Origin of the sequence: Sporosarcina sp. P2 (assembly GCF_002743255.1) — a bacterium.
Lineage (GTDB): Bacteria > Bacillota > Bacilli > Bacillales_A > Planococcaceae > Sporosarcina.
Window position 1 is genome coordinate 151204 of sequence record NZ_PDYY01000006.1, and the last position, 24210, is coordinate 175413.

Consider the following 24210-nt stretch of genomic DNA (forward strand, 5'->3'; position numbering starts at 1 on the left):
TTTATGAAGATTATGGAAAATAAGGATATCCCGAAGAAAATTCTGAATCAATACGCTTCTGTTTTAGAGGACTGGGTTCCAAAAGACGCTTCTATAGCTATCGCAGTTTCCGATCACTATATTTACTACGTTCCAGGTATGCATGATATTCATTTGAGAGAAGGGCAGCATATCCAAACCGGTAGTATTGCGGAAGTGACGATCAAAAATCAGCGCAAAGTGGAAGTGATCATGGATAACTCTCTTTATGGTACATCCTACTTCGGTATTGGCTATCCTATTGATGTACAAGGAGAAGATGGCGCGTTAATCATCATCCTTCCACCTAACTTCCACGTACTGAAAAAAGATCAGTTACAGTTCCTAACAGGAAAGAAAGAGGATGAGTGGTTCCCGATCCCTTTAGATCAAGTCAGTTATATAGAAAGTTTACATAAAAAAACATGGTTTTACACAGCGGATGAGAATTATAATATTAGTTTTACGCTGAAAGATTTACACCTTCGTTTGCCGAGATGTTTCCTACGTATTCATCGTTCATACATTATTAATATGAATTGTATTGAGAAAATTTCGCGGGATTTTTCTTCAAATTTGGTCATTAAGCTCATCGATGGTACGGAGTTGCCAGTTAGTCAGACATATTTGAATGAAGTGCGAGCGCTTTTAGGATTTTAATATAAAAAAGACTGAAGCCCCTTCCTATTAATTAAGGATGGATCTTCAGTCAACGCATATGATTCATTTCATATGCTATTTTTATTTGTTTTTTTAATCGCATCTGTAAATTGTTTGGTCCCTTTCATCGCTTTCTCATATAAGGAAGCGGAAAGTTTTGCGGTTTTTGTACACGTATCGTTCCAGTCTGCCGCTAACGAATCAAAAGCTTTGGAGAAGTGGTCGTCCGCTTTATGCATTTCGCCAATTGGAATAGCCACTTCTGACAGATCTGCAAGTTTCATGAAGTCCGTCACTTTGTGGTGATAGCAGACTGCGATAACAGGTGTTGCCGTACATGTTGCTAGGATCAGCGAATGCAGCCTTGTGCCAATTACGATATCTTGTTCAGCAGAAATTTGCAGTAAGTCTACTGGTAATAAATTTCGATCGATTACAGTAGTTTTTTGAGCTTCCTTCATTAAGGATTGAATATCTTTCGTAACATCAGCGTCTTGAGGGAACTTGGTAGCGAAGAATGTGATTTCAACGGGGTGTTTAGCCGCTAATTCATCTAAATTTCTCGCCATTCCTTCTATATATTGTTGATAAATATCTTCTTTGCTCTCCGGCCAGTAGCCGGCATGATAATATGGTACAGCTGTAATGCCGACTTTCAGCGGACGATCAGCTGTAGCTTTGCGCTCACGTTTTAATGAAAATGCCGGATCCCCTATGACTTCTACAGATTTTTGTACACCAACTAACTTCAAAAGTTCAGCTGATTCAGGATCTCTCACTGAAATACTTTCCGCATGTTTACCCATGTACCGGATGAACCATTTGCCTAACTCACTGCTAAGGGGCCCGGCTCCACAGCCATAAATGACATACGGAACACCAGAATTCTTAGCCATCATAGCGTACGATCCGTATAATGGTGCTTCACGTTTATACAGATCCATTAAAATGCCGCCACCGCCTATAATCAGCAAGTCGAACGTTTTAACAATCTTTTTGTTTTGAAGATACGTAGCACCGAATGTTTTCACTGCGTTACCTTTTTTATAATATAAAGGCGCACTCATCACTTGATAGCGCTTCGCTGTTTGCTTCGGATTATTGCTGAATACCGTAATAACGTCACTTGGGACATTAAAGGTCGATGTAATTTGTGAAATAAGACTCAATAAAATGGCTTCATCGCCGTTATTATCATTTCCATAGTTCCCTACTATTCCTATTTTCAATTTATACCATCCTCTGCAGTTCGTTTGCTATAAGTATAGCAGAGTGACCTTTTATAGTGTATTCAAAAGACAGAGAAGCCTTCCAATCCAGGAATACGTCAAGGATGGGAAGGCTTCTATACTTACTTTTCTATACTCCTATATAGGAACGCACTGAATTGAGCACGGTTGACCGGCTCACCTGGCATGAATTCCCCGTTTTCATTTCCAGTAGTAATCCCGTGGTTTGCCAGAATATGAATCTGCTTGTAAGCACCATGCTGCGGTGAAACGTCTATGAATTTCTTCGCAGACTCTCCTTCTAAACTATAGGCTTTAACTAAAATCATCGCCATTTGTGAACGAGTCAACTGTCCTGTCGGATTAAAGGAACCGTCGGAATAGCCACCTACAATATTGGCATTGGCGATCGCACTGATTTCATTGTAATAACGATGGGTCTTTGGCACATCACTGAATTCTCTACGCGCTTGCTCTGCTGGTGGTAAATTGAAAGCTCGGCTTAAAATCAAGGCCGCGTGTTCTCTAGATAACGTGTTACCCGGATTGAAAGTTCCGTCTGTATCTCCATTGATAATACCACGATCACGTAAGTAATAGATTTCTGTCGCGTAAGCATACGACAACGGTACATCTTTGAACAGTTCTTTACTCGGGTTATCTACAATAGGTGGCACGGGCTTAGGCGATTCAATTACAGGCGGAGCTTCGGTTGACTTCACTTCAACTGGCACAGAAATCACTTTCTTGCCGAGAGTCGCCTGTACATGTCCTTTACCTACTTTTGTTGCTGTAAACGTCCCAGCAGAAGTGATGGAACCAATAGCATCTGTAACGCTCCATACTAATTGTTGCGGTTGATAGATAATCGGTTTACCGGAAGCATCTGCCGGTGTAGCAGTAAATGTGATTTTCTCACCCGGCTTGACGCTTGTTGCAGAAGACTTCACATCGAGTCTTGCGGGCTGGTCAATGACCGTGATGGGGAAAGATTGTTCAGCTAATCCGTAGTTGACGCTGATGCGATCTTCACCTGCCCGAACCGCTTTATAGGTCAGACCTGTTCCTTCAACCGTTCCTTTTGCAGACGTTGTTTTCAGTTGAGAAGCATTCGGCACAATGGGATTATAATGCGCATCCAAGACATGATTAAGTTTCAGATCGGCAGTTGCACCGACCAACATTTCCCCCATTTGAGAACGGGAAACACTCACATATGCTGGTTGACCTGTTGGTGCGGTACTTACCGCTTCAAGAATAGCTGAGATATTCCGTTGAGTCGAATTGGATGTACGATTCGCCAACACGACTTGGTTACTACCGTAGTTGCGAATTCCCATCGTAGTGGACCCGCCACCGTCAAAGTTCAACGCGCGGTCATATCCTTGAGATACAAGATAATTTGCAAATTGAGTCAATGTCATGCCGTTACTATATCCAGCCCTTGAATCAACTGTCACCATATGAACTTGCTTTTTATCTTTACTGATCGCAATAGCGGTTCTTGCCGTCTTTGCTGTTGCACGCCAGTTATTCGTATCCATTGTAATATGCCGTTGACCATCTTTCACAAGCATCGGGCCACTCGCCATCATGAATTCCGAGTCTTTCCATTTATCATCGATTGATAGACTCAATGATAGCGGATCTCCAACGGCGACGGATTTGAATCGTTCCAATCCTTTTTTTCCATGGATAGATACGACAAAACCATTTTTCGGTATCGTTACAGCCTGTTTATCTCCATATCCTCGTACTTTGACCACTTTACCTTGGAGTTGCTGTCCATAATGTGTCGATGTGATCGGCGCACTCGTTTCAACAACTAATTCAATACCATATTCATTGGAACCCGTTGCGCTTTTCACATGCTGTGGCGTGAAGATAATGGTTTCATCCGCTTGCCGCTCCCGGTTAAGACCGGTCATTTGAAAGGTATTACCATTGACTCCCACTTCAATTCCTAGATTGAAGTAATCAATTTCTGAAAGACCGTTACGCGTCACTCCAAAGGCAATCGGATGGCTGACATAGAATGAGCTCTCACTCGAGATGACACCGCCATTAACGATTTCATTACCTTCAGACAACAGATACATCGGCATCCCTGTGTTCATATCGAAAAATGAAGTGTTTACTGCACCCACAACGCGATGGCCCTCTCTTGAATCCCGATTTGCCAATGTCAATGTGGGGGCAGTTTTCGAAATAGGCGCAGGAAGTCCCATTTTTAATTTCGTGAACGGATCACTGAGATCCACGCCTATGTGATTGATGTGACTACTTGCCGAATATGTATAGTGAGAATATGTAACACCTGAAGACACGGGGTAACTGGAAATGACTTTCGTGCTGGCTGCCGCAGAGAATGGCAATGAAATTAGCATAGCTGCCGACATAGCGGTAACGACTACTTTCCGCTTCGTGCGAGACAGCAAAGTATTTTGTACGATAACACAACTCCACCTTTCCTACTCCTATCAATCTCTAGTCTATCAAATAAGGCCTATTTTTTCATGTACCGTTTGAACGAAATAAGTCAGGAAAAGAAGAATTGTGGAGTTTTAGAGGGATTTTGGGTTTGTTACGAGCGGTTCTCGAACGACATTGAGCGGGTGCGGCGCAGCTTAGAGCGGATCTCAAACAACATTGAGCGGGTACACCGCAGCTATGAGCGGATCCCAAACAACATTGAGCGGGTACTCTGAAACTATGAGCGAATCTCGAACAACATTGAGCGGGTACTCTGAAACTATGAGCGAATCTCGAACAACATTGTCCAATCCCCCATCTTCACCCCATAAAAAAAAACCTACGAATGGACTAGCCATTCGTAGGTTTCGTTGTGTCTTGCTGCTTGCTAAACGCGACAAATGCGCCTAGCAAGATAAAGTAGAACAATGTATACATTTTAAGTTCCCAAATATTATAGTACATTCCGGAAACGCCTGTTGAAAACCATAGTGCAATCATAAACACACCGAAATTCGTATGACGTGATTTCCAGAAGTACCGCAACATACTTAACAGGAAGAGCGCGAAAATCAATACTCCAATGATGCCTGTTTCTGCAATGACTTGAATATATTGATTGTCTGAATAAAAATACTTCCCGCCATAGATATCCGAACTGATACCATAGTGATCATAAATCGGTGATCCATACGATAATGTGGCGGAACCGCCGAATGAACCGAATCCTGTACCCGTTATCGGATGATCACTGAAGATTTCAAACCCTTTACTAATATAGAAGAATCTTCCGCTCTCAGTCATGAGGGCTAAGTTCTTTTCATCAAACGTTTCGCCGAAGCGTCCCCCAATACTTCCAGCTCCGCTAGGCTTCTGGTCTACTGTCACACCTAGCTCCGCAATGTATTGTACAGCCAAGTTCACTGGATAATAGATCAAGATAATTGATGCGACACCTGCAATTACTAGTCGTTTCAGAAGATACCATTTTCTCGTCATCAGGATAAAGACAATACCGAACACTACTGCTGAAATCCAAGTTCCTCTTGAGTAAGTCAGAACTAGAATCCCAAAGAACAAAACAAGCAATACACGGAATGTCCATTTGTATTTATTCTGCTGGTAAACATGTTGCAAATAAATGATCCCGATAATTCCGAAAAATAGAGACAATGCCAAAGAGTTCGGATTACCCGTTAGTCCGTAAATACGCACTGCATTCGTTGCAGATAAAACTTTATACTTCCATTCTTCAGGAAGCAGTAACTGACGCAAAGAGAGTTTTTCCACCAAACCATGAAGTGACATCACAATGTTTAACCATACCGTTACCCACGCAAGTTGTTGTAGCCATTTGTTCGTCAACGTCATTCTTGAAATGATGTAATAAAGCAAATACATAATCAAAAATGTCCGGACTTGGAAAATAATAGACGTTGGAGTGACATCGTTCAGGAATCCTATGATCGAGCCAAATAAAATAAATGCGAAGTAAGACCACTCAAACCATTTGAATGTAAATAGTGAACGGATATTATATCGGTAACGGAACAATGTCCACGCAAATACGACAAAAATAATTAAATCTCCTATTAACTTCATTCCACTATTCACTTCTAGCAAAAATGGTCGTATATTGACGTAGATAATAAGAAATAAAATACTTTGCTGCGGTTTAATAATAGAAAATAGGACAAAAAATAAGGCCGTTCCGAGTAATGCTATTTTTGACGGTAGCAATAATGCAATGAGCATCACAGCTACTGCAATCAGTATGGTACTTGTAGATTGTTTTTCTAATCGCTGTTTCCATATATTCATTAGTCTATAAAACCCTTTCTACGCTTGCTAGTTCCTTGTTGCATTATATCACTATCTAGGACGGAATAGTGAAAGCATTCGTTGCATCTTTTCAAATAATTGTAGTTTGTCGTTTATTGCTATATGGGGCTTCTACACTATCATGCGTATTTTTCATAATTTGTATGCCCTCTCATCCTATTGGGCTAGTAACACTACAACATATATAGGAATTTATTATATCAATAGTCTATTAATATACCAAAAGGTACTTACCAATACTAGTCCTTTCTGCTACAATAGTAGGAGATTATATAGGAGGTTTTGATTTGAAACGTTTGATTACATTACTGACACTTTTGCTTTTGGTTGCTTCTCCTATCTTTACACCGGTGGCAAGTGCAAATGATTTCACTGGTCATCAAATGCAACAAGAGCTGACATTTTGGATAGATAAAGGTGTGATCCAAAAGGACGCAAAAGGGAATGTTTATCCGAACCGTGCAGTTACAAGAGGAGAATTTGCTTCGTATTTGGCACGTTCACTCGAATTACCTGCTTCGACAAGATATACCTTTACGGATTTAAAGGCAAATCATTCCCGCACAATTGAAATTCAAAACGCTGCTGGCGCTGGAATTTTGGCAGGATATCCCGATGGTACATTCAAGGCGAATCAGCAGATTACCCGACAGCAAATGGCGGGAATGATATTTAAAGCATTCCGCTTCCTTGATATCCCTGTCAATTCACCTACTGTCCAATTTAAGGATAGCAAGAAAATCTCGTCGAACTTCATTCCGGCTGTATCCGCGGCTTCTTCATTGAACATCATACGTGGAGATCAAGGGTATTTCAAACCGACAAGTAACGCAACGATTGCTCATGCTTCGGCATTTTTATACCGTATGTTCGCAGTCGCTGACGGAAAAGGCAATACTCGTCCCCCAACGGATGTTGGCGGCACGGAAAATCCTAAAGTCCATAAAGTCAGTTCGATTTCCAACAGTCAGCTACATGTAACAGACGCGTCATACATCACATTTGAAGACGCTTTGGCTGCCTACAATGCTTCTTCCACTATTCAGACAATTTCCGTTAATAATACCATCATCAAAATGAAGTCAGGTCAGGCGTTTGCTTCAGAAAACCCAAAGCAGTATACGTCACTATATAGCGACCCTGCGTTAAAAAACGAAGTGACATATGTTCAGAAAGGGTATGAACTGGACTATGTTGGCAGTAGCGCAGAACGCGTTGTAGTGGACGTAGGTGGCTATACCTATTATGCAAAACACGAGGAAATCGATCTAGTCCCTTCACCATTATCTAAAGGTGCAAGCCAGTATAAAGTAAGCAGTGACGGCTTACTCATTCACCAACCCTATTATCGTACATACGATGCCAATACGAAACAATATAAAGGTAGTTACGCAGAGTACACAGTAGGTCCAACTTCTCCTGCAATGAAAAAAGGACAGACCTATACAAGTAACGATGGAGTTCACTTTAAGGAATTGAATGGTTCGGCAACGATTACCTATTATCCGTATTTCCAATTCCAATCAGTACGCCAGCCTTCTACTTACACAGGACAGGAACTGGATCGTTTTATTTCTGATGCATTACAAGCGAGACAAAAAACAGGTATTGCACGCTATAAAAATGCTACAACCAAGTCGAAATTAATCGGACTTGGTACGTATGTGAAACAAATGGAGAAACAGCATAATGTGAATGCGATGTTTATCTTAGCAACAGCTATACACGAGAGTGATTACGGAATGAGTGGCAATGCACAGCAGAAAAATAACATTTTCGGTATCCGCGTATTCGACTCTTCGCCAGATAAAGGTGAAGTCTATGGTAATCCTACAAGAAGTGTCGATGCATTCATCACTCGCTACATCAACTTAAACTATGCGAATCCACTCGGCGCTTATGCCAATGGCGCCGCTCCAGGAAATAAAGCTGTCGGCTTCAATATGAAGTATGCATCCGATCCTTTCTGGGGGAGCAAGATTGCAGGCCATATGTGGCGTATCGATCAGTTTCTCGGTAAGAAAGACGCAAACCAAGCGCAATTAGCCGTGATTTCCTATACAGGCAATACAGCGGTGAATATCCGGACAAGCCCTGAGGCAGTGAATAGAAATAATATTTTATTCTCCTACAAGCCCAAGCATCCAGGCAGTCTGGCTGCATTCGGCTATCCACTGATTGTTGCGGATCGTACGACAGGCGCAGATGGCTTTGTTTGGTACAAGGTGCGTATGGATATCAATCCAGGAACGCAACCAATCAACGAACCATACGGCTGGATCCGTTCCGATCTAGTCACGCTTGTTAATTAAATAGTTAGATAGAGAAACCACCGCCTCCTGCTTAGGAGATGGTGGTTTTTAGTATGATGAATGAATTCAGAAGAGGAAGCAATGTTGATTGATCGGCATTCGCCGCCATCTACTTACAATTAACTTCGTGTAATTTCTTTAAGAGAAAACGATCATAGTTCCACGATATCCGCTCATAAATCTTCAGAAGTGCTCTATGACCCCTCGAAATCGCTCTATCTAACTAATTACTCGCTCTATAAACCCCGGCAAGCGCTCTACGCCCGTTAGTAACCGCTCTATTCATCTTCTCAAGTAGGATAACGCCCGCTCCATCGAAGAACATCCATCAACATCCCCTTCCCAATTACTCACCAAACAACAAACCACCATCTCCAAACTAACGGAGATGGTGGCTTCATTATTATAATGCGTCCGTATACTCTTTACCTGCTGGCAATAAGTTAGACATATTGATACGTTTCAGACCTTCTTTGATCTTGGTTGTGTAACCTTTTTTCGTACTGTTTAAATAACCGGCCTTCGATTTAATCATCCGCTCAAATACTTTAGCTTTCGACTGATCGATTTGTGACCACTTTTCGTAAGAATGAATCAAGTCTTCTAATGTCAGATGAACATAATCTGTACCTGAAAATTGACCATTTGGTGCACGTTTGTACCAGATGTCTCCATTTGAACGGGTCCAGTTCTTTTCTTCGAAACGTATTGCCTTTTCAATAGCACTTGCATTTTCCAAATAGACTGGATCATTAAACTCCTGGAATGCAAGCAAGAGAATATTCATACCGCCAAGTAAATGGTTCATGGACGTATGCGTCTTCACTTGAGATTTCGCCGGGAAGTAGTCAGGAATATAATATGCAGTAGGAGACAAGAAGTTTACGTTCCCTTTTCTATGTTGCTGTACAAGCAAGTTCGCATAGTTCCGCAAACCTTCATTGTAGTCTTTATGATTGAATGCTTTTCCTCCACGATAAAGGAATAATGCAATCTGTTCATTGAAGCGTGTATCGACGAATGGTGCTGTAAAGTTATATAAATTCGTCAAATACGTACTAGTCACTTCAGTTTCCCAATAGGGCTTACTTCCTCTGAAGATAGCTAGGTTTGTAAAGGAGTTATGCAAAATATCTTCATAATAACGTTCTTTCGTTTGATCGTACAACAACATGACACGATCTTCTTTTACTAAAAGTAAATTACGACCATATCCTCGCCCTGAAGCAGGCATAGGTTCAATAGTTGTTGCCATCTTATTGTATGGCCCTTCTGCTGTATACCATTTATTGCGCTTTTTATAGTTGGTAATGGACTCCCGAAGCCATGAATCCAATCTTTCTTTTGACGAAAATAGTTTTTTATTGGATGAAAGATACCATTGATCCACCACATCGTATCCTCTGGAGTTTAACTCATACACTGATACACGAGTATCGCCCATTAGAATATTGCTGTACGATTCTTTCTCTTCCTGTAGTTCTCGCGTTCGGCTGACCGCACCATTACGATACTTTAACTCAAGCTCACGCGAACGGTAAGTTTTTGAGATCATTTGCTGTCCAGTACCTTGTTGCGAAATCGTTTCAAGGACACCAACTGGCGAAGTGGCAATATCGAATCCGAATGTATCATCCACATCTTTTTTCATTGGGAATTTGTCGAAACGTTCCATTGCATTCGTTTTAATATCTCCATCAATTCGTACCAAGTCCACACGAATTGGCAGACGGTCAGGGTTTCTCAACTCTACGAATGTAAAGTAATCACCGTTTGGCAATTCGCGTTTGGTTACAGTGACTCTCGTACTTTTTCTTTCACTGACACCATAGACATAAATATGATCGGTTGCATGTCCGTGTGCTTTTACTCGTTTAGCTGATAAAGACAGGAAATGATTTGAACGCAAGTACGTCTTACCTTCTTGTGTCAAGGGTACTTCTGTAATAAATTGCTCAAAACGAATAGGTTCAAATTTCCCCATCGTTTGTGTTTTATTGAAAACAATCGGTTGCTTTTTTTCGAGCATTCCTGCTTGTATCATTGCTCTATGTAGAAATACAGCGAATGAACCACGGTTAACGGAAAGTTTCGGTGCAAAGGATCCGTCTTCTTTACCCGTTGTAATGCCGTGCTGCATAAGTACCTTTACGCCATATCTGTGAGATTCACTAATTTTATGCTCATCAGTAAAATGTACTTTTTCACCTGTATCTTTTAATTTAAATGCATTAACCAACACACTTGCCATCTGTTCACGTGTTAATTCATCACTAACACCGAAATTACCATCGGGCTTCCCTCTAAATATTCCTTCCTGATACGTAGACATTGCACCGCGTAAGTTAGACGACTTTGCGCTGACGTCCTTGAATATCGGCTGATAAGGAGCTTCAGGTAATTGCAGTGCAGCGGTTAGTAAGTTTGCCGCTTGCCCACGTTTGATGCTGACACCTGGACGGTATTGTAGATCTTGATAACCGTTAATGATTCCTTCTTCCACGAGCTGTGTTACTTCATCTTTTGCCCAATATTCATTGCTTACATCGGTGAAACGCTGGTTTACCGTTTCTGCTTGCGCATTTATTGGTAGTACAATGAAGTATACGAACACTGCGATAAGTAAAGAATGGAAAATAGCGAATGTACTGTTCTTTGATGCGCTGAACATCTTTAAAATCAACCCCCGTCTTTGAATTCATTAGTTTTAGTATGCAGTTTCCTTCGACAATTATAGCATATCAATCCATTCATTTGGACTTTCATCGCAAAGGAAGAATTCCCCATACTGTAAAGCCGTAATACGAACAGAACTACTTCTCCATTCTGCAAACTGCCACCGTACAGACGCAGAAAAACAAAAATAGTTTCAAAGTTTTACACTTTACTTTTACTATTTCTATTTACATGAAAAAACAGTTCATGCTGAGTAAGCGATGAACTGTTTGGAGTTATGCATGCTTTTGTTCGTACTCTGTAATCTTGTCTTCATATTGGAAGGTCAGAGAAATTTCATCCCAACCGTTCAACAACATCTTTTTTGAATACGGATCAATGTCAAAGCTATACACCGAACCGTCTTCTCCCGTTACAGTCTGATCTTCAAGACTAACTGTTAATGTATACGGGGCTTCTTTCCCTTTTTGTAGAAACTCATCAATTTCCGCAACTGACAACTTAATCGGTAAAATCCCGTTCTTGAAGCAATTACTGTAGAATATATCTGCGAAGCTTGGAGCAATGACTACACGGAATCCGTAATCCAAAATTGCCCAAGGTGCGTGTTCGCGAGATGATCCACAACCGAAGTTATCATGTGCAACTAAGATAGTTGAACCATCATATCGAGGATCATTTAACACGAACTCTTCATTTTTTGTACCGTCTGCATGATAACGCCAGTGATAGAATAAATATTCACCGAATCCAGTGCGCTCAATACGTTTCAAAAATTCCTTGGATATGATCTGATCTGTATCTACGTTGTTTTTATTTAAAGGAGTGAGTACACTCTCTATTTTATTAATTGGTTCCATCTGAATACCCTCCTCAAATTTGCACAGCTGCTTCAATTTTACGAACATCTACGAAATGTCCGTGTAGGGCAGCGGCTGCAGCCATGGATGGGCTGACTAGATGTGTGCGTGAGCCTGCACCTTGGCGTCCTTCAAAGTTCCGGTTGGATGTGGAAGCACAACGCTCGCCAGCTGGTACTACATCATCATTCATAGCTAAGCACATACTGCATCCTGACTCTCTCCATTCAAAACCTGCATCTGTAAAGATCTTATCAAGCCCGATCTCTTCCGCCTGTTTTTTCACTGTACGTGAACCAGGTACGACAATTGCAGTCACAGTTGGATGAACGTGTTTACCTTTTACCACTTTCGCCGCCGCTTCTAAATCGCTAAGACGGGCATTTGTACATGAACCGATGAAAGCGTGCTGAATTTCAATATCGGTTAATGCCATTCCTTCTTCAAGTCCCATATATTCCAATGCAGAACGAAGTGCGGACTTTTCTGTTTCCGATACATAGTCTGCAGATGTTGGAATGTTAGCCGAAATTCCAGATCCCATCGAAGGGTTCGTTCCCCATGTAACAAATGGTTCGATTTCATCGGCATCAATTTCAAGTACTTGATCATATTCTGCATCTTCATCCGTATTCAATGCAAGCCAACGCTCAGCTGCTGCTTCGAATTCTTCGCCTTGTGGTGCATATCGACGACCACGTAAATAATTGATTGTGGTTTCGTCCGGACCAATTAAACCTGCTTTTGCTCCCGCTTCTATTGACATATTACAAATGGTCATACGTTCTTCCATTGTGAGTCCACGAATTGCTTCTCCTGTGTACTCGACAATATGTCCAGTACCCACGCCAATTCCAAACTTTGAAATGATCGCAAGAATGATATCTTTGGCTGTTACACCAAAGCCGATTTGACCTGTCACGCGAATTTCCATCGTTTTCGGTTTACTTTGCCATAATGTTTGTGTAGATAGTACGTGTTCTACTTCGCTTGTCCCAATGCCGAACGCAATCGCTCCGAACGCACCATGTGTTGATGTATGGCTATCACCACAAACAATAGTCTTTCCTGGTTGTGTCAATCCTAGCTCAGGACCGATAATATGCACAATACCTTGGTCAGGATGTTGCATATCTGCCAATTGAACGCCAAACTCTTCACAGTTTTTTTCAAGTGTCGTGATTTGTTTTTTGGCAATCGGGTCATTGATTACCGGTAAGTTCTTTGTCGGGACGTTATGATCCATAGTGGCAAAGCATAGATCTGGGCGACGCACTTTACGGTTCGCTAGACGTAAGCCTTCAAACGCCTGTGGTGATGTCACCTCATGAATTAAATGAAGATCAATATACAATAGGTCAGGCTTTCCCTCTTCTTCATACACAATATGCTCATCCCATATTTTCTCAATAATTGTTTTAGCCATAATTGTTTCCCCTTCCAAGCCATTACCATAATAATGTGTGGCATCTTATTCAACTCGTCAGTCTTTTCTAGCTACACATAAAGGGCGCACCAGTTTCGGTATGCCCTCATGTGCATGTCGAGACGAAGACAGCAGTATTTTTTAAATATACGAATACATGATGCTATTCGAAACGAACTGAAGATCCAATTCATCTACAATCTTATCTGTCCATTCTTTAGTCGTTAATGAACGTTGGTCTTTGCCAGCTAAATCTGCTGTAAAGTGACCTTCTTCAAATACTGTATTCACTGCTTTCTCAATTGCTGCTGCCTCAGTTTCTAATCCAAATGAATACTTCAGCATCATAGCAACGGAAAGAATAGTTGCTGCTGGATTTGCTATACCTTGCCCTGCTACATCCGGTGCCGAACCGTGCACGGGCTCATATAAACCTAAACCATCTGAACGGACACTCGCTGAAGGTAGTAATCCAAGAGAGCCCGTAATTACAGACGCTTCATCACTCAAAATATCTCCAAACATATTTTCTGTAACGATTACATCGAAATATGCAGGATTTGTAATTAATTTCATTGCTGCGGAATCCACTAGCTGATGTTCTACTTCCACATCTGGATACTGCGCTTTTTTCTCTTCTACAATCTTTCTCCAAAGCTTACTGGATTCGAGCACATTCGCTTTGTCCACAGAAGTTACTTTGCCTCTACGCAGGCGAGCCAACTCGAAACCTTTGTCGACAATACGTTCGATTTCTTCACGTGTATATACAAGTGTGTCAACGGCTGACTGATCTGTATGACGGCTCGGTTTACCGAAGTATAGACCTCCAGTTAATTCTCGAACAATCATCATATCGACTTCTTTGACGATGTCTTCTTTTAAAGGAGAAGCTTGGATCAAAGAAGGCACAGCTGCAACAGGACGAAGGTTTGCAAATAGATCGAAATGTTTACGTATCGCAAGCAACCCTTTTTCTGGTCGTAATTCAGATGGATTCTGATCCCATTTAGGACCACCCACTGCTCCTAGAAGAATGGCGTCGCTTGACTCACATAACTCAATTGTCTCTTGAGGAAGTGGATTATTCTTTTCATCAATCGCCGCTCCACCAATTAGTCCATATTCTGTATGGAATGTATGGTTAAAACGTCTGCCGATCACTTCCAATACTCTAACTGCCTCTGCTACTACCTCGGGTCCTATGCCGTCTCCGGGTAATACTGCTACTTTCTTTTCCATAGAACTTCTCCTCCTTGATCAATCTCGTATCACTCGATCGAATACTCTATCCCTTTGATCTATGTTACTTATTTCATTATCTCTTCTTTCCGCAATTGTTCGCGAACTAGTTGACGATTGATAGCATTCAAGTAAGCTTTTGCAGACGCTTCTAGTACGTCTTGCGCTACGTCTCGGCCTGTAAGCTCGAGTCCGTTATGTCTTAAATTGACTACTGCCTCTCCCAGTGCATCGCGGCCCTTACCGATCGATGTTACACGATAATCCAGAATGAGTACTTCACCTTTAATGGCCAATTCTAGTGCATTAAATATGGATTCAACAGAACCTGCACCAGTCGTTGCCACTGTAACTGTTTCCCCGCTAGGCACTGTCGCTGTAACGGTAGCAGTCGGAATATTATTCGTTCCGTATTGAACTTGAACATTATGCAATTCATAAATAGGTGTATCCGTATCAGCCAATTGCTGTCCTGTAAATAGAACAAACAAATCGTCTTCTGTGATTTCCTTTTTACGGTCTGCTAATTTTTTGAAGTCATCAAATGCTTCATTTAATTGGAGATCAGTCAGTTCAAACCCCATTGTAATTGCCCGGTCTTTGAACGCAGCGCGCCCAGAGTGTTTACCAAGCGCTAGTGGTATATCCGTTTCACCAATTAATTCCGGTGTAATAATTTCGTATGTCTCACGGTTTTTCAGCATGCCATCCTGGTGAATACCAGATTCATGAGCGAATGCATTCTTACCGACAACTGCTTTGTTTGGCTGGATGACTACCCCTGTCAAGCGGCTAACAAGCTGACTAGCTTTTTTGATTTCTTTCAAGTTGATTCCGGTCTCCATATTGTAGAAGTCATTACGAATGTGCATAGCTACAGCAATTTCTTCTAATGCCGCATTACCTGCACGTTCTCCAATACCGTTAATTGTACATTCAACTTGATCTGCACCATTCTCGACTGCTGCAATAGAGTTTGCAACGGCCATACCTAGATCATCATGACAATGAGCGGAAAGCTTAACGTTTTCTATTCCTGTTACGTTCTCTTTCAAGTACTTGAATAGAGCGCCATATTCTGCAGGTGTTGCATAGCCTACAGTATCCGGAACATTAATGGTTGTAGCCCCTGCCTCAATTACTTTATTAATAATACGTACTAGATATTCCTTATCAGAGCGGAAAGCATCTTCTGCTGACCACTGAACGAGTGGAAAGTACTGTTTGGCATATTTGACCGCATCCACTGCAATGTCCACCACTTCGTCTGGAGATTTTTTTAACTTATACTCCATATGAATCGGTGATGTAGCTAAAAACACATGGATATGCGGCTGTTCTCCGCCCCGTAATGCTTCCCATGAAATATCAATGTCATTCTTCATCGCTCTAGCAAGACCCGTGACAGTAGAGTTTTTCACTGTATTGGCAATGCGTTGAACGGCTTCGAAATCGCCTGGGGATGAAGCAGGAAAACCTGCTTCAATAACTGCTACCCCTAGCTTTTCCAGCTGACGAGCGATCTCTAATTTTTCTACTGTATTTAAATTAATACCTGCAGATTGCTCACCGTCGCGAAGAGTTGTATCGAATAGATCAATTTTTCTCACTCGCAACCACTTCTTCCTCTTTTGATTTAGCTCCTTCGTTGATGAATGGCATCATAGAACGAAGCTTCTGTCCTACTTCTTCGATTTGGTGCTTAGCTTCAGCTTCTTCGATTGCATTGAATTGAGGACGTCCGTTTTTATTTTCTTCAATCCATTCTTTTGCGAACTTACCTGATTGGATATCCGTAAGAATATCTTTCATACGTGCTTTTGTATCTGCATCAATTACACGTGGTCCTGAAACGAAATCGCCCCACTCTGCTGTGTCAGAGACTGAATAACGCATTCCAGCCATACCGCCTTCATACATCAAGTCAACAATTAGTTTCGTTTCGTGCAATGTTTCGAAATAAGCTAGTTCAGGCTGGTATCCAGCTTCTACTAGTGTTTCAAAACCAGCTTTAACTAGTGAAGTCAATCCGCCACAAAGTACTGCTTGCTCTCCGAATAGATCCGTAACTGTCTCTTCTTCGAAAGTAGTTTCCAAAACGCCGCCACGAGCAGACCCGATCCCTTTTGCATACGCAAGAGCTACATCTTTTGCTTGGCCAGATACATCTTGATACACTGCGAATAGTGCAGGAACTCCGCCGCCAGCATCGAATGTTCTGCGCACAAGGTGTCCAGGTCCTTTTGGAGCTACTAGGAATACATCTACATCAGCAGGTGGTTTGATTTCACCAAAGTGTACGTTGAATCCGTGAGCGAATACTAACGATTTACCTTTAGCAAGAGCTGGTTCGATTTCTGCATCGTAGATTGCTTTTTGGTTTTCATCTGGAAGTAAGATCATGATTAAATCTGCTTTTTCAGAAGCTTCTTTTACTGACAGTGTTTCTAGGCCGTCCGCTTTTGCTTGATCGAATGATTTTCCAGCACGAACGCCTACTACAACGTTGAAGCCTGAATCTCTCAAGTTACGTGCGTGTGCGTGTCCTTGTGAACCGTATCCGATGATTGCGATAGTTTTACCTTCTAATAGTCCTTCATTGATATCCTGGTTATAATACATTTTTGTCATTTTAATTTCCCCCTAAGTGTGTGTGTTATTGTTTTAAAATCGACAGCTGTGGTGCTTGAACTTTTTGCATATCGCGGGCAAAGCCGGTTGCGCCAGTTCGTGTTAATTCTTTGATGCCATATGGTTTCAGCAAATCGATAAACGCTTCGATTTTATCTGGGTCACCCGTTACTTGGTACGTTACTACATTCTTTCCGGAATCGACTATAGTCGGACGGAAAGGTTCCACAATACTATTCATTTCAGAGCGAATCTGTGGTGGTGAGATTACCTTTACTAGCGCTAACTCACGTAACACGATTGCTTTGTCTGTTATATCTTTCACTGTAATAACATCAATCTGCTTTTGCAGCTGTTTTACAAGTTGTTCAATTTTGTTTTCATCTTCTACGTGAACTTGGAATGTCATCTTGGATCTGTTCGGCTGTTCTGTAGCACCAACGGTAATACTTTCGATATTGAATTGACGCTTCATCAGCAGTCCCGTTACACGGTTTAATACACCGCTCTGATTAATTACTGTTACTGTAATAATTCGTTTCACTGAGGACTCACTCCAATCATGTCTTGTAATCCTTTACCTGGCGCAACCATCGGATAGACGTTTTCACGTTGTTTGACCCGGCAATCGATCAGCACTGGCTCGTCAGATAATAGCGCTTCTTTAAATACTTTTTCAGCTTCTTCTAAATTGTGAATGCGATATCCTTTTAGGTCATATGCTTCCGCCAATTTAATAAAGTCTGGTTGTACAGGGACAAGTGACTGTGAGTAGCGTTCTTCATAGAATGTCTCTTGCCACTGCCGTACCATACCAAGTGCTCCGTTATTTAAAATAATCACTTTTACAGGAATGCGCATCTCTTGAAGAAGTGAAAGCTCTTGTGCTGTCATTTGGAAACCTGCGTCTCCAACAATGGCAACTACACGTTCTTTTGGTCTTGCAAGTTGTGCACCGATTGCTGCTGGGAAGCCGAAGCCCATTGTTCCCAATCCGCCTGAAGTTACCCAGTTATCGGGATTATTGAAACGATAATATTGAGCAGTCCACATTTGGTGCTGTCCAACATCCGTCGTAACAATTGCATCACCATTTGTAATACGATGTATGATCTCAAGTGCTTGTTGAGGTAATAAAGCTTCCTCATCCGTTTCATACCAAAGCGGATATTTGTCTGCTAAATCATTCAAATAGCCAATCCATTCTACTGTATCCGGTGATTTGAAATCTGCCTTTAGTAATGCTGTTAAAGCTTCTTTCGCATCCGCTACGATAGGAATTTCAGTCACAACGTTTTTACCAATCTCTGCCGGGTCGATGTCAATATGAATGACACGAGCATTTGGCAAGAATGCATCCAAGTTACCTGTTAAACGGTCATCAAAACGAGCACCAACATTGAGTAATAAATCACATTCGCTTAGTGCGTAGTTGGCAGTTGCTGTACCGTGCATGCCAGCCATTCCGTAGAATAGTTCATGTTCTCCATGAATTGTACCTAAGCCAAGTAATGTATTGACGATTGGAATACGATGCGTTTCGACAAGCTCTTTCAGCTCAGCTGTTCCTCCTGCATGGAGTACACCTGCACCTGCAAGAATCATAGGCTTTTTCGCACCAGAGATAGCTTTCGAAGCTTTTTGAATTTGCAGATAATTTGGTGTGGTAGTCGGCTGATAACCAGGTAAATTCACTTCTTTATTCTCTTTTTCGACAGGAACAAAGATATCTGTTGCGACATTTTTAGGTACGTCAACAACGACTGGTCCCGGTCTTCCGGTAGAAGCAATATGGAAAGCTTCACGCATAATACGTGGAATGTCCGCTACACTTTGCACTTGATAATTATGTTTTGTAATAGGTTGAGTAATCCCTATGATATCCGCTTCCTGGAAAGCATCCGACCCAATAACAGTACTAGCTACTTGGCCCGTAATAACTACTAGTGGAAGGGAGTCCATCATAGCATCCGTAATTCCCGTTACTAAGTTCGTTGCACCAGGACCAGATGTGGCAATGACCACCCCTGTTTTGCCGGATACTCTTGCATATCCTTCTGCTGCGTGGATTGCGCCTTGCTCGTGACGTGCTAATACATGTGGAATCGGGTCGTTATATAGCGCATCATAGATAGGGAGAACAGCTCCTCCAGGATATCCAAAGATCACTTCTACGTTCTGTTCTTTAAGAGATTGAATCAAGATTGCAGAACCATCTGCAAATTTATTCTTAGTTTGTTCCTTTGGCGTAGATGCGGTCTGTTTTTCTTGTACTTCAGCACTCATACTGAACTCCTCCTTACAATTTTCACCTATATTTATGTTGACCAGTGACATTTTCTCCTAAAAAAAAACCTTTTCATCCCACGCAAAGAATTCTTCTCTCTTTACATAGGGATGAAAAAGCTTTCATGGTACCACCCTAGTTCGTGACATTTGTCACCTTATGAAAAAGCAAGCCAAGGCCGTACTTTCTCATTGTTAACGAGCCCGAATATCAAGCCCGGGACTGCCTAATCGGTATACCTTTTAGCAATCCACTCCGAGGGGATGTCGCAAATAGTTGTATTGCCGGCTCGCAGCACCGCCGGCTCTCTGTGAATACGATTTCTATCTACTTTAACCTCATCAACGTTTTGTCTATTAAATTTTCATGACTCCGCCAGTACTTGCTGAAGTGACTAGCTGAGAATATCTAGCAAGATATCCTTTTTTAATTTTAGGTTCGAACGGTTTCAGTGCATGGCGCCGTTCTGCAAGAACTTCATCAGACACTTTAAGTTCAATTGTACGGTTTGTCAGATCAATTTCTATAATATCCCCGTTCTCTACAAGAGCAATCGGTCCACCGGATGCCGCTTCTGGTGAGATATGTCCAATAGAGATACCTCGTGATGCTCCAGAGAAACGACCATCCGTGATTAATGCAACTTCTTTACCAAGCCCTTTCCCCATAATTGCTGAGGTCGGTGCTAGCATTTCTGGCATTCCAGGTCCGCCTTTAGGACCTTCATATCGAATGACGACCACATGGCCTGCTTTAACAGTGTCATTATCAATATTTTCTTGGGCTTCTTCTTGTGAGTTAAAGACAATCGCTTCGCCTCTGAATTCCTTGATAGAGGGATCCACTGCCCCAACTTTAATGACGGAACCTTCAGGAGCGATATTACCAAATAGAATAGATAGACCACCTACTGGACTATATGGATCGTCTTTCGTTCGAATGACATCAGTATTTGTAATTTCATGTCCTGCAACATCTTCTGAAATGGTTTTACCAGTGATTGTAATACGATCTTTGTGGATCGCTCCATCGATTTTACACAATTCATTGATAATTGCACTCACACCACCGGCTAGATGAATGTCGTGCATAGAATAATCAGATGCTGGCATGATCTTGGATAAGTAAGGTACTCGTTTAGCTACATCATTTACATCCTCGATGTTGTAATCAATTTCTGCTTCGTGCGCAATCGCCAATGTGTGAAGAACTGTATTAGTCGAACCACCCATTGCCATATCGAGTGCGAATGCATCGTCGATTGTTTCTTTTGTGATGATGTCTCTTGGTTTAATATCTTTTTCGATACAATTCATCAAATGTTTCACTGCATCTTTGATTAGTACATGACGTTCGTTTGAAGTTGCAAGGATTGTCGCATTCCCTGGAAGAGCCATACCGAGCATTTCCATTAGAGAGTTCATAGAGTTCGCAGTGAACATTCCTGAACATGATCCACATGATGGACATGCATTTTGTTCAATGTCGAGCAACGCTTCTGCTGTCATGTTCCCACTCTTGTACGCTCCAACACCTTCGAACACGGAAGTTAGTGAAAGTGTCTCGCCTGTCGCGGAAACACCTGCTTCCATTGGTCCTCCGGAAACGAATACTGAAGGGACGTTTGTGCGAACAGCTGCCATCAACATGCCTGGCGTAATTTTGTCACAGTTAGGTATATAGAAGACTCCGTCAAACCAGTGCGCATTAATGACTGTTTCTGCCGAGTCTGCAATTAGCTCACGACTTGGTAATGAGTAACGCATACCAATATGCCCCATGGCGATTCCATCATCTACACCAATTGTATTAAATTCAAACGGTACGCCGCCCGCTTCCCAAATGGCTTCTTTAACTACTTCCGCAAATTTGTTTAAATGCATATGTCCCGGAATGATATCTATATAAGAGTTACACACTCCGATAAATGGTTTGTTCATATCTTTCGTTTTAACACCAGCTGCATATAGTAAGCTACGATGTGGTGCACGATCGATTCCTTTTTTAATCATGTCACTTCTCATTTGCAATCTCTCCTAAACTAATTGAACGAATCAATTGCTAATTACATTAATTGCATTCAGTTGAATATTCTGAACAGCCAGTGAAACATTCACCGCTATGAACTAGATTGCTGTAATCATATCTTGTATATGAATAAAGGTCAACCGTATTTTTAAAGTTTTTAATTAATTGTGACTAATTTAAAACGTCTGAATACGCTTACACACCCTTTATATAGCGATATATTGCATATCGAAATTTCTAATTTTTTTTGATTCGACCTTGTCTCTTTTATTAAATATAAAGAAGGGACAGGTAATATCTTTACCCTACAAACAGATATCCGTGCTTGTACCTTCTATAGAGATTCTATCTTTATCCTTTTATTTCGCATAGTTAAAGTAGATTTATTGCCCTGTTTAATTCAAATGAACTTATCTATTCATTGATCAATTGTTGTAGATTTTAACCAATACTCTACTATTCTTATTCAAAGAGTGGATACTTATTCATTGAATATGTAGGGTATTAGTAGTTCTATGACAAGTTTCGCTCGACAGTATTCGACATTTACATTTTGTTTATAACTCTATACACATTATACACCGCGTATCTTAGCAGTTTATGTAAACCATTCACATATTACCCACAGCTTACCCACTAGTACTGTGGACAGTTAGAACGCTTGTTCTTTTTGTGAAAGTTTGGTAAAGTAAGAAATAACATCTAGAGAGAAACATGCAGACTGATTACAATCAATTCATCCTAAAGGAGGCGGTTCTACTGTGTTGCATTTATCAGATCAAATGTTACTGTATTCCTACCAACAGGCGCAAAAGCATCATCTAAATGTGGAGTTCATCCAAATGTTAGAACGCGAGATACGTAAACGTGCCTTGGAATCGATAATACTCAGTAGCTGATCTTTCGGATACAATAAAACGGACATGCCTTTTAACATAGGCATGTCCGTTTTCCATTCTATATGTACATCTCCTTCTATTAAAGAAGATATATTTTATGATAACGCTTTGAGTCCAACTACCCCGATGACGATGAGTATGAGACTCACAACTCTACCTGTACTCTTCGATTCACCAAAGAATAGCATATTGATGAGTACGGCACCTGCTGTTCCTACACCAATCCACACAGCATACGCTGTACTGACTTGCAAATACTTAAAGGAGTTATATAGAAAGAAGAATGCTATACCGAATCCACCATAGTATAGTAAGCCGTTAAACCATGTTTTATTTTCACTAAATTTTTTTAGCCCTATGACACCAGCAAACTCACTTAGTGCTGCCAAAAACACTAGAACCCAACCCATCGCTTTCCACTCCCCTCAGCGCTTTCTTTTCATCCAGTCCATCCGCTACCTTTAATCCCGCTACACCCATAACTAGAATGAAGATGAAAAGGATCTTCTCTATACTAATATGTTCACCAAAGAACAGGACGTCCATCAAAGTAGTACCCATTGTTCCAATTCCGGCGAATACGGCATAGACCGTTCCCGTTGGTAAACCTTCACATGCTTTCGTGAGGAAATGAAAATCCACAAATATAAAGCCTATGATCAATATCCAATGCCACCAGTGAGTCGCAGTATTAAAGCCAAAGATCCACACTAATTCAAAAAAGCTAGTTAACGCAACATATAGCCATGCTTTATTCATACTATCCGCTCCAATTTAATTTAATTTAATTTAAATCGTTTGACTGATTGTCATTCATTTTATCACAAAGGCTAACATTTTGCTATGTTAACCTTTCACTGTTTGAAATTGCAGTGCATGAGACATGAAATCGAGGACTTCTTCTTTCTGTCTATCCGCTTCATTTTCATCATGATGGGCATAAAGAAATACTTGCTCAGCCGTCGATTCGATTAAACCGATAATAATCTTCGCTGTCCGGTCAGGTTTGATCGATTGGCGAATTGCACCTGCTTTTTTTGCTGTATCAAGTTTTTCACTGATCCATTCATAGAATGGCGCGTATACCGATTCCCACTCACGAATATGCTCGGTTGAAGCTAGACCGGAATATATAACGGCTAATATTTCGTAATACTCTTTGTTCACTTTATATATTGCATCTACCATCTGTTCAAACTGTTTGGCATACGACGCATTGTCATCGACAGTGAGTTTGACGATATCCATCGTTTTTGCCACCATTACCTCAGCAATCGCAGGCATTAAAGATAATTTTGAAGGAAAGTACAAATAAAATGTGCCTTGCGCAATCCCTGCACGTTTCACAATATCGGAAATTTTGGTCTTTTCAATTCCTTGTTCCTGAAACACTTCTATAGCTGAATGTATAATAGCCGTTTTTTTTCCCAAATGAATTCCCTACTCTCTATCTATAGATTCTATTATTGTATCGCAAGCATACTTTTCTGACAATCCGTGATGAATTCCTTACCTTTCTTACATTCAAAATTAAATATATAATTTCACTTGACCATTAAATAATAATTCAGATTTTTCACCGAAATACACTTGACATATGACTCATATTCATTTATTGTGAGTAAACA

The 24210-nt window shown here is 41.1% G+C and carries 18 protein-coding genes and 1 other annotated feature; of the genes, 3 read left to right on the forward strand and 15 right to left on the reverse strand.

Going from position 1 to position 24210, the window contains the following annotated elements; all coding sequences use genetic code 11:
• Positions 1–3: 3 nt before the first annotated feature.
• Positions 4–678: a LytTR family DNA-binding domain-containing protein gene (locus CSV67_RS08470; protein ID WP_233192580.1), complete on the forward strand. Its 675-nt coding sequence runs from the start codon at positions 4–6 to the stop codon at positions 676–678.
• Between the two features lie 68 nt (positions 679–746).
• Here the strand turns inward: CSV67_RS08470 and CSV67_RS08475 are convergent, their stop codons facing one another.
• The 3 genes from CSV67_RS08475 to CSV67_RS08485 all read right to left on the reverse strand — a co-directional run bounded on the left by CSV67_RS08475 (position 747) and on the right by CSV67_RS08485 (position 6200).
• The gene (locus CSV67_RS08475; RefSeq protein WP_099631159.1) at positions 747–1907 is read right to left on the reverse strand and encodes a polysaccharide pyruvyl transferase family protein; all 1161 of its coding nucleotides are present in this window, start codon (positions 1905–1907) and stop codon (positions 747–749) included.
• Positions 1908–2029: 122 nt separating this feature from the next.
• A complete protein-coding gene (locus tag CSV67_RS08480) occupies positions 2030–4345 on the reverse strand; it encodes an S-layer homology domain-containing protein (RefSeq protein ID WP_099631160.1) in 2316 nt (771 codons plus the stop codon).
• A gap of 385 nt (positions 4346–4730) precedes the next feature.
• The gene (locus CSV67_RS08485; protein ID WP_099631161.1) at positions 4731–6200 is read right to left on the reverse strand and encodes an O-antigen ligase family protein; all 1470 of its coding nucleotides are present in this window, start codon (positions 6198–6200) and stop codon (positions 4731–4733) included.
• A gap of 308 nt (positions 6201–6508) precedes the next feature.
• On the opposite strand from CSV67_RS08485, the gene CSV67_RS08490 reads away from it, so the two are divergent.
• Positions 6509–8533, forward strand: coding sequence for an S-layer homology domain-containing protein (locus CSV67_RS08490; RefSeq protein ID WP_099631162.1), 2025 nt, complete (start codon positions 6509–6511; stop codon positions 8531–8533).
• Positions 8534–8936: 403 nt separating this feature from the next.
• On the opposite strand, the gene CSV67_RS08495 is transcribed toward CSV67_RS08490, so the two are convergent.
• The 9 genes from CSV67_RS08495 to ilvD all read right to left on the reverse strand — a co-directional run bounded on the left by CSV67_RS08495 (position 8937) and on the right by ilvD (position 21679).
• The gene (locus CSV67_RS08495; protein WP_099631163.1) at positions 8937–11204 is read right to left on the reverse strand and encodes an S-layer homology domain-containing protein; all 2268 of its coding nucleotides are present in this window, start codon (positions 11202–11204) and stop codon (positions 8937–8939) included.
• Positions 11205–11484: 280 nt separating this feature from the next.
• Positions 11485–12069, reverse strand: a complete 585-nt coding sequence (leuD, locus tag CSV67_RS08500) for a 3-isopropylmalate dehydratase small subunit (protein ID WP_099631164.1) — start codon at positions 12067–12069, stop codon at positions 11485–11487.
• A gap of 13 nt (positions 12070–12082) precedes the next feature.
• Positions 12083–13495, reverse strand: a complete 1413-nt coding sequence (gene leuC / locus CSV67_RS08505; protein WP_099631165.1) for a 3-isopropylmalate dehydratase large subunit — start codon at positions 13493–13495, stop codon at positions 12083–12085.
• 141 nt (positions 13496–13636) lie between these two features.
• Positions 13637–14737: a 3-isopropylmalate dehydrogenase gene (leuB, locus tag CSV67_RS08510; RefSeq protein WP_099631166.1), complete on the reverse strand. Its 1101-nt coding sequence runs from the start codon at positions 14735–14737 to the stop codon at positions 13637–13639.
• A 68-nt stretch (positions 14738–14805) separates the two neighbouring features.
• Positions 14806–16347, reverse strand: a complete 1542-nt coding sequence (locus CSV67_RS08515) for a 2-isopropylmalate synthase (protein ID WP_099631194.1) — start codon at positions 16345–16347, stop codon at positions 14806–14808.
• Positions 16334–17368 (reverse strand): ketol-acid reductoisomerase, encoded by a 1035-nt coding sequence (gene ilvC / locus CSV67_RS08520; RefSeq protein WP_099631167.1) that lies wholly within the window; start codon positions 17366–17368, stop codon positions 16334–16336. Before ilvC ends, CSV67_RS08515 begins: the two co-directional genes overlap by 14 nt.
• A gap of 25 nt (positions 17369–17393) precedes the next feature.
• Entirely contained in the window at positions 17394–17912 is a 519-nt protein-coding gene (gene ilvN / locus CSV67_RS08525) for an acetolactate synthase small subunit (RefSeq protein ID WP_083035136.1), read from the reverse strand.
• Complete coding sequence (gene ilvB / locus CSV67_RS08530; RefSeq protein WP_099631168.1) at positions 17909–19654, reverse strand: biosynthetic-type acetolactate synthase large subunit; 1746 nt, start codon at positions 19652–19654, stop codon at positions 17909–17911. Before ilvB ends, ilvN begins: the two co-directional genes overlap by 4 nt.
• Positions 19655–19758: 104 nt before the next feature.
• Positions 19759–20009, reverse strand: a binding site (T-box leader).
• Between the two features lie 2 nt (positions 20010–20011).
• Positions 20012–21679, reverse strand: a complete 1668-nt coding sequence (gene ilvD, locus CSV67_RS08535) for a dihydroxy-acid dehydratase (protein WP_099631169.1) — start codon at positions 21677–21679, stop codon at positions 20012–20014.
• A 786-nt stretch (positions 21680–22465) separates the two neighbouring features.
• On the opposite strand from ilvD, the gene sda reads away from it, so the two are divergent.
• On the forward strand, positions 22466–22582 hold the full coding sequence (sda, locus tag CSV67_RS08540; RefSeq protein WP_233189617.1) for a sporulation histidine kinase inhibitor Sda: 117 nt from the start codon (positions 22466–22468) through the stop codon (positions 22580–22582).
• A 95-nt stretch (positions 22583–22677) separates the two neighbouring features.
• Here the strand turns inward: sda and CSV67_RS08545 are convergent, their stop codons facing one another.
• The 3 genes from CSV67_RS08545 to CSV67_RS08555 all read right to left on the reverse strand — a co-directional run bounded on the left by CSV67_RS08545 (position 22678) and on the right by CSV67_RS08555 (position 24013).
• Complete coding sequence (locus tag CSV67_RS08545) at positions 22678–22992, reverse strand: DMT family transporter (RefSeq protein ID WP_099631171.1); 315 nt, start codon at positions 22990–22992, stop codon at positions 22678–22680.
• Complete coding sequence (locus CSV67_RS08550) at positions 22955–23341, reverse strand: DMT family transporter (protein WP_099631172.1); 387 nt, start codon at positions 23339–23341, stop codon at positions 22955–22957. The genes CSV67_RS08545 and CSV67_RS08550 overlap by 38 nt, the downstream gene beginning before the upstream one ends.
• 87 nt (positions 23342–23428) lie before the next feature.
• Positions 23429–24013: a TetR/AcrR family transcriptional regulator gene (locus tag CSV67_RS08555; RefSeq protein ID WP_099631173.1), complete on the reverse strand. Its 585-nt coding sequence runs from the start codon at positions 24011–24013 to the stop codon at positions 23429–23431.
• Positions 24014–24210 lie beyond the last annotated feature (197 nt).

What these genes read in the sequence shown, in the direction of transcription:
- sda (WP_233189617.1), top strand. Translation starts at nt 22,466, where the DNA reads ATGTTACTGTATTCCTACCAACAGGCGCAAAAGCATCATCTAAATGTG.
- leuB (WP_099631166.1), bottom strand. Translation starts at nt 14,737, where the DNA reads ATGGAAAAGAAAGTAGCAGTATTACCCGGAGACGGCATAGGACCCGAG.
- CSV67_RS08495 (WP_099631163.1), bottom strand. Translation starts at nt 11,204, where the DNA reads ATGTTCAGCGCATCAAAGAACAGTACATTCGCTATTTTCCATTCTTTA.
- leuD (WP_099631164.1), bottom strand. Translation starts at nt 12,069, where the DNA reads ATGGAACCAATTAATAAAATAGAGAGTGTACTCACTCCTTTAAATAAA.
- CSV67_RS08545 (WP_099631171.1), bottom strand. Translation starts at nt 22,992, where the DNA reads ATGGGTTGGGTTCTAGTGTTTTTGGCAGCACTAAGTGAGTTTGCTGGT.
- ilvB (WP_099631168.1), bottom strand. Translation starts at nt 19,654, where the DNA reads ATGAGTGCTGAAGTACAAGAAAAACAGACCGCATCTACGCCAAAGGAA.
- CSV67_RS08550 (WP_099631172.1), bottom strand. Translation starts at nt 23,341, where the DNA reads ATGAATAAAGCATGGCTATATGTTGCGTTAACTAGCTTTTTTGAATTA.
- CSV67_RS08485 (WP_099631161.1), bottom strand. Translation starts at nt 6,200, where the DNA reads ATGAATATATGGAAACAGCGATTAGAAAAACAATCTACAAGTACCATA.
- leuC (WP_099631165.1), bottom strand. Translation starts at nt 13,495, where the DNA reads ATGGCTAAAACAATTATTGAGAAAATATGGGATGAGCATATTGTGTAT.
- CSV67_RS08470 (WP_233192580.1), top strand. Translation starts at nt 4, where the DNA reads ATGAAGATTATGGAAAATAAGGATATCCCGAAGAAAATTCTGAATCAA.
- ilvD (WP_099631169.1), bottom strand. Translation starts at nt 21,679, where the DNA reads ATGAGAAGTGACATGATTAAAAAAGGAATCGATCGTGCACCACATCGT.
- ilvC (WP_099631167.1), bottom strand. Translation starts at nt 17,368, where the DNA reads ATGACAAAAATGTATTATAACCAGGATATCAATGAAGGACTATTAGAA.